The 12382-nt window shown below is 69.6% G+C and carries 9 protein-coding genes; 7 read left to right on the top strand and 2 right to left on the bottom strand.

The window, feature by feature from the left end; all coding sequences use genetic code 11:
* Nucleotides 1-46: 46 nt before the first annotated feature.
* On the bottom strand, nt 47-1660 hold the full coding sequence (locus tag ABEA93_RS26720; RefSeq protein WP_345678336.1) for a PucR family transcriptional regulator: 1614 nt from the start codon (nt 1658-1660) through the stop codon (nt 47-49).
* Between the two features lie 397 nt (nt 1661-2057).
* On the opposite strand from ABEA93_RS26720, the gene ABEA93_RS26715 reads away from it, so the two are divergent.
* The 7 genes from ABEA93_RS26715 (at nt 2058) to ABEA93_RS26685 (ending at nt 10803) form a co-directional block, all read left to right on the top strand.
* On the top strand, nt 2058-3554 hold the full coding sequence (locus tag ABEA93_RS26715; protein WP_345678335.1) for a gamma-aminobutyraldehyde dehydrogenase: 1497 nt from the start codon (nt 2058-2060) through the stop codon (nt 3552-3554).
* Nucleotides 3555-3672: 118 nt separating this feature from the next.
* Nucleotides 3673-4818 carry an ABC transporter ATP-binding protein gene (locus ABEA93_RS26710; protein WP_345678334.1) on the top strand — a complete coding sequence of 382 codons (1146 nt, stop codon included), beginning with the start codon at nt 3673-3675 and terminating at the stop codon, nt 4816-4818.
* Nucleotides 4815-5735, top strand: a complete 921-nt coding sequence (locus tag ABEA93_RS26705; RefSeq protein WP_345678333.1) for an ABC transporter permease — start codon at nt 4815-4817, stop codon at nt 5733-5735. Before ABEA93_RS26710 ends, ABEA93_RS26705 begins: the two co-directional genes overlap by 4 nt.
* A 2-nt stretch (nt 5736-5737) precedes the next feature.
* Nucleotides 5738-6532 carry an ABC transporter permease gene (locus tag ABEA93_RS26700; protein ID WP_345678442.1) on the top strand — a complete coding sequence of 265 codons (795 nt, stop codon included), beginning with the start codon at nt 5738-5740 and terminating at the stop codon, nt 6530-6532.
* Between the two features lie 39 nt (nt 6533-6571).
* The gene (locus ABEA93_RS26695) at nt 6572-7984 is read left to right on the top strand and encodes an NAD(P)/FAD-dependent oxidoreductase (protein WP_345678332.1); all 1413 of its coding nucleotides are present in this window, start codon (nt 6572-6574) and stop codon (nt 7982-7984) included.
* Nucleotides 7985-8202: 218 nt separating this feature from the next.
* A complete protein-coding gene (locus tag ABEA93_RS26690; RefSeq protein ID WP_345678331.1) occupies nt 8203-9705 on the top strand; it encodes a CoA-acylating methylmalonate-semialdehyde dehydrogenase in 1503 nt (500 codons plus the stop codon).
* A gap of 297 nt (nt 9706-10002) precedes the next feature.
* On the top strand, nt 10003-10803 hold the full coding sequence (locus tag ABEA93_RS26685) for a tyrosine-protein phosphatase (protein ID WP_345678330.1): 801 nt from the start codon (nt 10003-10005) through the stop codon (nt 10801-10803).
* A 103-nt stretch (nt 10804-10906) separates the two neighbouring features.
* On the opposite strand, the gene ABEA93_RS26680 is transcribed toward ABEA93_RS26685, so the two are convergent.
* The gene (locus ABEA93_RS26680; protein WP_345678329.1) at nt 10907-12352 is read right to left on the bottom strand and encodes an APC family permease; all 1446 of its coding nucleotides are present in this window, start codon (nt 12350-12352) and stop codon (nt 10907-10909) included.
* Nucleotides 12353-12382: the final 30 nt, after the last annotated feature.

Here is a 12382-nt window from a genome sequence, read left to right as displayed (position 1 = left end):
CGGGACCACACGAGCGAAGGGGGCGGCCCACCGCCGCCCCCACCCCTCACCGCCGCAGCGCCTCCAGCCCCAGCAACGCCACATGCAGCGACAGGCAGCTCTCCACCTGGTCGAGGTCCACAGCCAGCACCCGTTCGATCCGGTGCAGCCGTTCGTAGAACGACGGCCGTGACAGGTGCGCCGCGTCCGCGGCCGCCGACTTGTTGCGGCCGTTTTCCAGGTACACGCCGAGCATCTGCACCAACTGAGTGCCGTGCTGCGCGTCGTAGGCCAGCAGCGGGCCCAATTCGCGTTCCACGTAGGTCTGCAGCCGTGCGTCGTCGCGCAACAGGTGCAGCAGGCCGCGCAGCCGCACGTCGGGCAGCCGGTAGAACGGCGCGCCGCCGCCCTGGTGCAGCGCGGCGTCGGCGACCTGGGTGGCTTCCAGCAGCGACCGGCGGGCGTCGCGGACCGCGCCGACCGACGATCCGACCGCGATGACGATGTCGGCGGCGAAGTCCGGCGCCAGCTTGCGCAGCGCGGCCGAGAAGCCCTCCAGCGCGGCGTCTTCGGTGTCCTGTGCGCCCAGCGCTATCAGCAGCCCGACGCTGTCGTCGTCGAGGCCGCCGACCAGGGCCTGGACCCGGCGTTCGCGGACCGCGGCCGCCGCGGTCTCGGTGAAGTCCCGCAGCCGGGCCTGCGATTCGAGGGCCGCGGGGGTGACACCGCGGCGCAGCCGCAGCACCACGCCGACCAGGCGGCGGCCTTCCAGGTTCACGCCCAACGCGCGGGCGCGCAGGGTGACTTCGGCGACGGTGTAGGAGTGCGTGAGGATGCCGGACAGCAGGGTGCGGTGGGTCTGGCGTTCGAGGCTTTCGCGGTCGCGCACCACGAGCCGGTTGAGGGCGAGGGTGGAGGCGGCGCGTTCCAGGAGCATGCTCTGCTGCTGCGGGGGAGCGGTGCCTTCACCGACCAGGATCAGCCGGCCCCAGTCGTGGCCGCGAGCGCCGACCATGGTGACCAGCCAGCCGGTGCGGTCGTCGAAGCCGGTCCGGGAGGCGAGGCGGACCTGCCGGGAGCGGTTCTCCCAGTGGTCGAGCAGCGATTCCGGGCGCATGCCGGCGGCGTCGTAGGCGAGGACCTGGTGGGCGAGGTTCTCCAGCACGACCGGGCGGCCGGACATACGGGACGCCTGCCGGACCACGTCGGCCGGCTCGGCGCCTTCGACGGCCAGCTCGTTGAACGCCTGGTGCACCGCTTCGGAGGCCTGGAGTTCGGCGAGCTGCGCGTCGATGATCAGGCCGTGCACGGCCTCCGTGATGCCGACGAAGTGCGTCTCGTGGCGGAGCGTGACCACCGGGAGGCCGACCTGTTCGGCGGCGGCGACCAGCGCGCGCGGCAGCTGGTCGGCGTACCGGCGGCCCAGCTCGATGACCAGGCCCGCGGCGTCGACCTGGGCGAGGTCGCGGACGTAGCGTTGGAGGCCCTCGCGGTCCTCCGGCAGGGCGATGCCGGTGGCCAGGATCAGCTCGCCGCCGCGGAGCAGCTTGGCGGCGTCCGGCAGCTCGCTGATGTGCACCCAGCGCACCGGCCGGGACAGGCCGCGTTCACCGGCAACGACCTGGGGCATGCCGCGGCGGACGGCATCGAGCGCGACGACGTCGGCGACCGTGGGAAACACCTGTACTACCTCCGCAAACTGTAAATGCGCAGGGGCGCACCACTTCCATGGTGGCAGGTTTCTCGGGGATACCCGGCACCCGCCCTACGTGTCCCCGCTACCGCAAATCCGGCACCCCGGCCTTCCGATGTGTAAATCTGCCCGGCCCTGGCCTGTCGCCGTGGCAGTTGCGGCACCGGGTGCCGGGGAGGCATCGTCCTACGCTGACGCGGAACACGTGCCGATCCGATGGATCCATCAGCCAGAATGGCATCAGACGACGGAATCCATCGAGCAAGGCGGTCGATTCTGAGGAGACCATCCGTCCAGGTGGTCCAGGATCGCGCCGGGTTGGGCTGTTTGAGACCGGCCCCTGCCGGATTCGCGCACGGAGTCAACCGAGCCTCTGGAGGGCCGCATGCAGGACTTCGCCGAAGGTCACCAGTTCATTGGGGGCCGGTTGCGGCCCGGATCGTCCGGCGAGACGTTCGACGTGACCAACCCGGCCAACGGGCAGGTCGTCGAATCCGTCACGCTCGCGAACACCGCGGACGTCGACAGCGCCGTCGCGGCCGCCACGAACGCGTTCCCGGAGTGGTCCCGGGCCACCCCGGCGGACCGCGCGGGCGCCCTCAACCGCCTCGCCGCGATCCTCGAAGAGCGCGCCGCCGAGTTCGCCGCCGTCGAGACCGCGCAGGCCGGCAAGCCGATCCGGCTCACCACCGAGTTCGACGTGCCCGGCACGATCGACAACGTCTCCTACTTCGCGGGCGCCGCGCGCAACCTCGAAGGCAAGGCCTCCGCCGAGTACAGCGCCGACCACACCTCGGCGATCCGCCGCGAGGCGATCGGTGTCGTCGGCTCGATCGCGCCGTGGAACTACCCGCTGCAAATGGCCGCCTGGAAGATCCTCCCGGCCATCGCCGCGGGCAACACGATCGTCCTGAAGCCGGCCGAGATCACCCCGCTGACCTCGCTGATGTTCGCCCAGGCATGCGCCGACGCGGGCATGCCCGACGGCGTCGTCAACGTGGTCACCGGCAAGGGCCGCACCGTCGGCGAGCACCTCATGGCGCACCGGGACGTGTCCATGATCTCGTTCACCGGCTCCACCGGGGTCGGCAAGCGCGTCGCCGAGGTCGCCATCCAGACCGTCAAGCGCATGCACCTCGAACTGGGCGGCAAAGCCCCGTTCGTGGTCTTCGACGACGCCGACCTGGACGCCGCGGTCCACGGCGCCGTCGCCGCGTCGCTCATCAACAGCGGCCAGGACTGCACCGCGGCCACCCGCGCCTACGTGCAGCGCCCGCTGTTCGACCGCTTCGTCGAGGGCGTCGCCGACCTGTACGCCGCGGTCCGCCACGGCGACACCATGGACCCCTCCACCGACAACGGCCCGCTGGTCTCGCGCCGCCAGCAGGAGTCCGTCGCCGGCTTCGTGGACCGCGCCCGCGGCTACGGCGCCAAGATCGTGGTGGGCGGCGAGGCCCCCGGCGGGGCCCTCGCCGACGGCGCCTTCTACCGCCCCACGCTGGTCACCGGCGTGGCCCAGGACGCGGAGATCGTCCAGGACGAGATCTTCGGCCCGGTGCTCGTCGTGCTGCCGTTCGACAGCGACGAAGAGGGCATCCGCCTCGCCAACGACACCCCGTACGGCCTCGCGGCCTCCGCGTGGACGCGGGACGTGTTCCGGGCCGGACGCGCCACCCGCGAGATCCAGGCCGGGTGCGTCTGGGTCAACGACCACATCCCGATCATCAGCGACATGCCGCACGGCGGCTACAAGGCCTCCGGCTTCGGCAAGGACATGTCGCAGTACTCGTTCGACGAGTACACCAACGTCAAGCACGTGATGTACGACATCACCGCGGTTGCCGAGAAGGACTGGCACCGCACGATCTTCGGAGACCGGTAATCGTCCGTTTGCGCCGCTGATACGCCCGGCCGGGCCGGCCGGGCGTGCCACGGTGATGTCCCCGGCACGCAGGCCCGCCCGCCCGGCGCGGGCGGTCCTCGTGCTGCCCAAAGGAACCATGAACGAGCAGCAGCGGGCCGGCGCCTCCGGCGACGTCAATCTGGTGGGCCTGAGCAAGAGCTTCGGCAGCAACACCGTCGTCCAGCCCCTCGACCTGACGATCCCCGCAGGGTCCTTCTTCGCCGTCCTCGGTGCATCCGGGTGCGGCAAGACGACCACGCTGCGGATGATCGCGGGCCTGGAACAGCCGAGCAGCGGACAGGTGCTCATCGGCGGCCAGGACGTGACCGGACTTCCGCCCTACAAGCGGCCGGTCAACACCGTCTTCCAGAACTACGCCCTGTTCCCGCACCTCACGGTCGCCGAGAACGTCGCGTTCGGCCTGCGCCGCAAGGGCCGCAAGGACGTGGCCGCGCCGGTCGCCGAGATGCTGGACCTCGTCCAGCTGGGCCACCTGGCCGGGCGCAAGCCCGCCCAGCTCTCCGGCGGCCAGCAGCAGCGCGTGGCGGTTGCCCGCGCGCTCATCAACCACCCGCAGGTGCTGCTCCTCGACGAGCCGCTCGGCGCGCTCGACCTCAAGCTGCGCCGTCAGATGCAGCTCGAGCTGAAGCGCATCCAGACCGACGTGGGCATCACGTTCGTGCACGTCACCCACGACCAGGAAGAGGCCATGACCATGGCCGACACCATCGCGGTCATGAACGGCGGCGTGGTCGAGCAGATGGGTTCGCCGACCGAGCTGTACGAATCGCCGCGCACCAAGTTCGTGGCGAACTTCCTCGGCCAGTCGAACCTGCTCGATTCCCGGGTCACCGGCACGAGCGACGGCTACCTGACGCTGGACGTGCGCGGCACCCGCATGGCGCTGCCGAAGGCGCGGGCCGCCGCGGAGGACGACCTGCTCGTCATGGGCATACGCCCGGAGAAGATCTCCATACGCCACCAGGACGCTGCGGACGCCGTCAAGGGAACCAAGGACGGCGGCAACCGCAACGCGCTCGGCGGCGGCGTCATCGTCGACTCCAGCTTCATCGGCGTGTCCACGCAGTACACCGTGCGCATGCCGTGGGACCAGGAACTGACCGTGTTCGAGCAGAACATGGAACGCGACGCCCGCCTCGTGCCGGGCGCCCCGGTCGTCCTGGACTGGAACCCCGACCACGGCTTCGGCCTCGCGCCGGAACCGGCGGAGGTTCCGGCGTGAGCGCGATTCCGCAGAAGGCCGCAGGTGCGGGGGGTGAGCTGAAGGACCCGCCCAAGCGCGGCCGGTGGGTGCCGTACGCGCTGCTCGCGCCCGGCATGGTCTGGCTCGTCGTCTTCTTCCTGATCCCGATGCTCGTGCAGGGCGGAACCTCCCTGCAGACCGGCGGTCTGGAGAAGGGCTACGAGTTCACCTGGCATTGGGGCACGTACTGGGACGCGTTCCAGGACTACTACCCGCAGTTCCTGCGCTCGTTCGGCTACGCCGCGGCGGCCACGATCCTGTGCCTCGTCATCGGCTACCCGCTGGCCTACGCGATCGCGTTCAAGGCCGGCAAGTGGCGCGGCATGTGGCTGGTCCTCGTCATCGCGCCGTTCTTCACCAGCTTCCTGGTGCGCACCCTCGCGTGGAAGACGATCCTCGCCGACAACGGCATCGTCGTCGACGTCCTCAACACGCTGCACTTCACCGACGTCACCGCGACGCTCGGGCTGACCGAGGGCGACCGCGTGCTGGCCACGCCGCTCGCGGTGATCTGCGGACTGACGTACAACTTCCTGCCGTTCATGGTGCTGCCGCTGTATGCCTCGCTGGAGCGCATCGACCCGCGGCTGCACGAGGCGGCCGGCGACCTGTACGCCAACCCGCGCACCACCTTCACCAAGGTCACCTTCCCGCTGTCGCTCCCCGGCGTCGTGTCCGGCACGCTGCTGACCTTCATCCCGGCGTCCGGCGACTACGTCAACGCCGCGTGGCTCGGCTCGCCCGACACCGGCATGGCGGGCAACGTCATCCAGACGCAGTTCCTCCGCGTGCTCGACTACCCGACCGCGGCGGCACTGTCGTTCATCCTGATGCTGCTCATCGTGCTGATGGTGTCGGCGTACATCCGCAAGGCCGGCACGGAGGACCTCGTCTGATGATGCGCTGGCTTCGCAACAACGCGGTCACCCTGTTCGGCATCCTCGCGCTCGCGTACATGACGCTGCCGAACCTGGTCGTCCTGCTGTTCTCGTTCAACAACCCGAACGGCAAGTTCAACTACACCTGGAACGGCTTCACCCTCGACGCGTGGAAGGACCCCTTCGGCGTCGCGGGCATCAAGGACTCGCTGATCACCTCGCTGGAGATCGCGGTCCTGTCGACCATCGGCGCGACGGTGCTCGGCACGGCGGTGGCGTTCGCGCTCGGCCGCTACCGCTTCCGCGGGCGCGGCTTCACCAACACGCTGCTGTTCCTGCCGATGTCGATGCCCGAGGTCGTCATGGGCGCCTCGCTCGGCACGCTGTTCCTCAACATGCGCATCTCGTTCGGCTTCTGGACGATCCTGATCGCGCACATCATGTTCTGCCTCAGCTTCGTGGTGGTCGCGGTCAAGGCCCGCGTCCTGGGCATGGACCCGAAGCTGGAGGAGGCCGCACAGGACCTGTACGCGTCGCCGACGCAGACGTTCCTGCGCGTCACCCTGCCGATCGCGGCCCCGGGTATCGGCGCGGGCGCCTTGCTCGCGTTCTCGCTGTCGTTCGACGACTTCGTCATCACGAACTTCAACTCCGGTGACACCGTCACGTTCCCCATGTTCGTGTGGGGCGCGGCACAGCGGGGTACCCCGCCGCAGATCAACGTGATCGGGTCGGCGATGTTCTTCATCGCCGTCGCGATCGTCATCGTCGGCCAAGCGCGGACGAACCGAAAAGCGAAGCAGAAAGCTTCGTGAAGTAACCTCCGAAAATCCTCGAAGAGTGGTGGAAAACCGATGGATCCCGCGACCTCTCTGGATCCCACCCGGTCCCTCGCGGACGCCGCACCCGTGCCGTTCTGGCTCGACGACCCCGCCAAGCCGGCAGCGCTGCCCAAGCTGATCGACGACGAGCACTGCGACCTCGCGGTGGTCGGCGGCGGGTACTCCGGCCTGTGGACGGCCCTCATCGCCAAGGAGCGCAACCCGTCGCGCGACGTCGTCCTCGTGGAGGGCAACGAGATCGGCTGGGCGGCGTCCGGGCGCAACGGCGGCTTCTGCGCCGCGAGCCTCACTCACGGATTGTGGAACGGTCTCGACCGGTGGCCCGACGAGATGGCGCAGCTCGAGCGTCTCGGCGGGATCAACCTCGACGAGATCGAGGCGGCCGTGAAGCGGTACGACATCGACTGCGCCTTCGAGCGCACCGGTGAACTGGCCGTGGCCACGGCGGCCTACCAGGTCGATGACCTGCGCGAGAGCGTCGACATCGCCCGGAAGTACGGCGCGGACCAGGTCTTCCTCGACCGCGACGCCATGCAGGCCGAGGTCAAGTCGCCGACGTACCACGCGGGCGTCTTCGACAAGGACGGCTGCGCGATGGTCAACCCGGCCAAGCTCGCGTGGGGCCTGAAGGCCGCGTGCCTGAAGCTGGGCGTGCGCATCTACGAGTACACCCAGGTCGACAGCATCGCCGCGCACGGCGCGGGCATGGTGCTGGAGACCGGCTACGGCCGCCTCTACGCCGGCCGGGTCGCGCTCGGCACGAACGTGTTCCCGAACCTGGTCAAGCGCCTGCGCAACTTCGTCGTGCCCGTCTACGACTACGCGATGATGACCGAGCCGCTCACCCCCGAGCAGCTCGACTCGATCGGGTGGAAGAACCGCCAGGGCATCGGCGACAGCGCCAACCACTTCCACTACTACCGGCTGTCCGAGGACAACCGGATCCTGTGGGGCGGCTACGACGCGGTCTACGACTTCAACCAGAAGGTGTCGGCGGAGCACGACCAGCGCCCGGCCACGTTCCGCAAGCTGGCGGGGCACTTCTTCGAGACGTTCCCGCAGCTCGAAGGCCTGCGCTTCACCCACACGTGGGGCGGCGCGATCGACACGTGCAGCCGTTTCAGCGCGTTCTATGGCACCGCCTACAAGGGCAAGGTCGCGTACGCGATGGGCTACACCGGCCTCGGCGTGGGCGCGACCCGGTTCGGTGCCGAGGTCATGCTCGACAAGCTGGACGGCAAGTCGACCGAGCGCACCGAGCTGAAGATGGTCAAGACCAAGCCGATCCCGTTCCCGCCGGAGCCCGCGCGGTGGATCGGCATCGAGCTGACGCAGCGCGCGCTGACCCGGGCGGACGCCAACGAGGGCAAGCGCAACCTGTGGCTGCGGGCGCTCGACAAGGCGGGCATGGGCTTCGACAGCTGAGGCTGCCCGCCGCGGGGTGACGCCCGAGGGGCCGGGTACCGGTCTGTTCGACGGTTTGTAAGGCGAACGGGTCAACGGCCGACAGGGTGCAGGTTGAGTCGAGGGCCGGTGGCGAAGAGACTGGCGTACATAGGGTGCGGCCTTATGACGAGGCGCCCCGTTGTATGACATTTCGCCGCCGGCCCTCGTGCCTGGCTGCCGTTCCCGGAGGCCTCCCCTTGAGCAAGCACGTAACCCACTGGATCGGCGGCGCCGCGTGGACCGGCACGGCCGAGCGTCGCGGCGACATCTACAACCCCGCCACCGGCAAGGTGACCGGCACGGTCGACTTCGCCTCGGTGACCGACGTGGACCAGGCGGTCGCCGCCGCCACGCAGGCGTTCGGCACGTGGCGCAACGCGTCGCTCGCCAAGCGCGCCCAGGTGCTGTTCAGCTTCCGCGAGCTGCTCAACGCGAAGAAGGACGAGCTGGCCGCGATCATCGTCGAAGAGCACGGCAAGGTGCACTCCGACGCGCTCGGCGAGATCGCCCGCGGCCAGGAGGTCGTGGAGTTCGCGTGCGGCATCCCGCAGCTGCAGAAGGGCGGCTTCTCGGAGCAGGCCTCGACCGGCATCGACGTCTACTCGATCCGCCAGCCGCTCGGCCCGGTCGCGATCATCTCGCCGTTCAACTTCCCGGCGATGGTCCCGATGTGGTTCTTCCCGATCGCCATCGCGACGGGCAACACGGTCGTCCTCAAGCCGTCCGAGAAGGACCCGTCGGCCGCGAACTTCCTCGCCGACCTGTGGAAGCAGGCCGGCCTGCCGGACGGCGTGTTCAACGTCGTGCACGGCGACAAGGTCTCCGTCGACCGTCTGCTCGAGCACCCGGACATCAAGTCCGTGTCGTTCGTGGGCTCGACCCCGATCGCCAAGTACGTGTACGAGAACGGCACGGGCTACGGCAAGCGCGTCCAGGCGCTCGGCGGCGCGAAGAACCACATGCTGGTCCTCCCGGACGCCGACCTCGACCTGGTCGCCGACGCCGCGGTCAACGCCGGCTTCGGTGCCGCGGGCGAGCGCTGCATGGCCATCTCCGCGCTGGTCGCCGTCGAGCCGATCGCCGACGAGCTGATCGGCAAGATCAAGGAGCGCGTGGCCGGCCTGCGCGTCGGTGCGGGCTGCAACGCCACCTCCGACATGGGCCCGTTGGTCACCCGCCAGCACGCCGACAAGGTGATCTCCTACGTCGAGGCCGGCGTCAAGGAAGGCGCCGAGCTGGTCGTCGACGGCCGCACGCACGCCATCGACGGCGACGACACCACGGACGGCTTCTGGCTCGGCCCGACGCTGTTCGACAAGGTCACCCCGGAGATGTCCGTCTACACCGACGAGATCTTCGGCCCGGTGCTGTCGGTCGTCCGCGTCGACTCGTACGACGAGGGCCTGGCGCTCATCAACGCCAACCCGTACGGCAACGGCACCGCGATCTTCACCAACGACGGTGGCGCGGCCCGCAAGTTCCAGAACGAGGTCGAGGTCGGCATGGTCGGCATCAACGTGCCGATCCCGGTGCCGGTGTCGTACTACTCGTTCGGCGGCTGGAAGAACTCGCTGTTCGGCGACACCCACGCGTACGGCCTCGAGGGCGTGCACTTCTTCACGCGCGGCAAGGTCGTCACGCAGCGCTGGCTCGACCCGAGCCACGGCGGCATCAACCTCGGCTTCCCGACGAACAGCTGAGTCGCCGCATGTGCTGTGACCCCGAAGTGACTCCGCGCGGCTGATCCACCCTTCCCGCGGATTCCAGGAGCCCCGCCGGACGCCAAAGGCGTCGTCCGGCGGGGCTCCGTCGTATCCCCCGACGCGGTTACCATACTCAGGCGTATGGAGCCGGGGGCGGATCCCGCCGAAAACGCCGGACGTTCGCGTAGTGCGGCCGTTCCGCTTGCACGGGCCCGATGGCACCATGCCGTGACAACCCGTCAGATGATCGGCCCGCCGGGAGCCGCACCACCCGGGCGGGTGAGAGGAGCACGTGTGGGCCAGCAGCACGCGGATGCCGAGGACGGCATCGCGGCCCTCGAAGGCGTCCGCAACTTCCGCGACATCGGCGGTCTCCCGACCGCCGACGGCCGCCGGATCCGGGCCGGGCGCTACTACCGCAGCGGACACCTGGCGAAACCGACCGACGCCGACCGCAAGGTCCTCGACGGCCTCGGCATCCGCCTGATCGTCGACCTGCGCTCGCCCGCCGACATCGAACTCGACGGCGCCGGCCACCTCCCCGACGGCGCCCGCCGGATCAACCTGCCGATGACCGACCCCGCGCGGCACTCGGACTTCTGGTCGGACATCAAGGGCGGCGACCCGGTCGTCATCCGCGACCGGCTCGGCGACGGCAAAGCCGAGGCGATGATCGGCCGCGACTACCGCGACCAGGTGGTCAGCCGCCGCGACAACCACGCGGCGCTGCTCGACGCGCTGCTCGCCGACGGCCTCCCCGCCGTCGTGCACTGCTCGGCGGGCAAGGACCGGGCCGGCATCGCCGCCGCGCTCGTGCAGCGCATCTGCGGCGTCGCGGACGCCGAGATCGTGGCGAACTACCTGGAGAGCAACGACCCGGCCAAGCGCTACGCGCCCAACGCCGACAAGGTCGCCATGCGCCCGGAGATCGCCGAACTGTTCGCGCCCTTCCTGGAGGTCCGCGAGGAGTACCTGCGCGGCGCGCTGGAGGTCATGGACACCCACTGGGGCGGCTTCGACGCCTACCTGGCCGAGGGGCTCGGCTTCGGACCGGAGAAGCAGGCGCAGTTGCGCGCGCTGATGGTCGAGGGCTGATTTCCGGCCACGTTCCCGCTGCCGCGCCTCTGCCGTAAAATACCCGGAAATGCCCGTAGGGCCCGGCGAGTTCGTCTCGCCGGGCCCTACGCGTTCCTGCGGATCAGCTCTGGTCGGCGCCCTCGTCGGCGAGGGTGATGACCCAGCGGCTGTGGCGGCGCGGGTACAGGTACGCGCCCCAGTAGGCGGCGGCCGCGGCGATGATGCCGAGCGTCACGTACACGGCCTTCGGCTCGTCCTTGAACAGCTCGACCATGATGTAGACCAGCGCGCCGATCAGGACCACCGGCACGGCCGGCCACAGCGGCATCCGCCACGCGGGCGTGTGCTTGTGGTGCGCCCGGCGGGCGGCCAGCGAACCGGCGGCCACCAGCAGGTAGAGCAGCGTCACGGCGACGCCGGTGACCGCGTTGAGCAGCGTCAGGTCGACGAAGCACAGGACGGCGCCCGGGATGCTCACCGCAAGGGTCGACACCCACGGCGAACCGAAGCGGTTGACGGTGCCGAACGCCTTGTTGATCGGCTCCGGCCAGGCCCGGTCGCGCGCCGATGCGTACAGCACGCGGGAGTTCTGGATGACCATGACGATCGCCGCGTTGATGATCGCGAGTGCGATGCACAGGCTGATGAACGTCGCGACGCCGTGGTTGCTCCAGCCCTCGATGAGGGTCGGCAGGTCGCCGTCGGTCAGCGCCTTCATGTCGCCGCCGGCCAGCGTGATGGCGATCGTCGGGATGATGAGGATCGCGGCGCCGATGCCCAGCGTCCACAGCACGGTGCGGGACACGGTGCGGCGCGGCTGCTCCATCTCCTCGGCCAGGTAGACCGCCGTGGAGAAGCCCTGGAGGGCGAACAGCGCCATCGCCAGGCCGGAGATGAGGATCGCGGTCGAGACCGGGCTCATGCCGCCCGACTCGGTCAGCGTCTTCGCGTGCACCAGGTCGCCGACCGGGCGGTCCGTGTTGCCGAAGCCGAGGAACGCGACCATCGCGGCGGCGATCACCTCGAGGCCGAGGAAGATGCCGGTCACCCACGCGTTGGCGCGCAGGTCGAGCAGACCCATGACCATCGCGCCGATCATGACGAGCGCGCCGGCCCACTTCAGGCCGTTGTCGTCGAGCGAGACGATCGAACCTATGTAGTCGCCCGTGCCCATCGCGATGATGGGCGGCACGACCATGACGACGATGCCCGCGACGATGAACGCGATCCAGGCCGCGAACCGGCCCATCAGCGTGCCGACCATCGCGTACTCGCCGCCCGCGCTCGGGACCATCGTTCCCAGCTCGGAGTAGCAGAACGCGACACCGACGCACAGCAGCGCGGCGATGATCAGGACGAGCGGGGTGCCGGTGCCGAGGTCGGCGTACATGCCGGGCACGATGACGAACAGCGACGAGGCCGGCGTCAGACAGGACAGGGTGAGCAGAGTGCCGCCGACGACGCCGAGAGACCGCTTGAGCGGCTTCGGCGCGCCGTCGTGGAGCTGGGGCCCGACGGAGGCTTGGGGGGTACCCGCATCGACCGTGGGGAGTGTTGCTTCAGCCATGGGCGCATTCCTGATCCAACAGGGGGTGCG

The sequence above is a fragment of the Yinghuangia aomiensis genome (assembly GCF_039542225.1).
Lineage (GTDB): Bacteria > Actinomycetota > Actinomycetes > Streptomycetales > Streptomycetaceae > Yinghuangia > Yinghuangia aomiensis.
This window is presented reverse-complemented; position numbering and strand designations above follow the sequence as displayed.

Bases quoted from the DNA above. Each gene is read 5' to 3' on its own strand.
- ABEA93_RS26715 (WP_345678335.1), top strand. From the start codon at position 2,058: ATGCAGGACTTCGCCGAAGGTCACCAGTTCATTGGGGGCCGGTTGCGG.
- ABEA93_RS26710 (WP_345678334.1), top strand. From the start codon at position 3,673: ATGAACGAGCAGCAGCGGGCCGGCGCCTCCGGCGACGTCAATCTGGTG.
- ABEA93_RS26700 (WP_345678442.1), top strand. From the start codon at position 5,738: ATGCGCTGGCTTCGCAACAACGCGGTCACCCTGTTCGGCATCCTCGCG.
- ABEA93_RS26695 (WP_345678332.1), top strand. From the start codon at position 6,572: ATGGATCCCGCGACCTCTCTGGATCCCACCCGGTCCCTCGCGGACGCC.
- ABEA93_RS26680 (WP_345678329.1), bottom strand. From the start codon at position 12,352: ATGGCTGAAGCAACACTCCCCACGGTCGATGCGGGTACCCCCCAAGCC.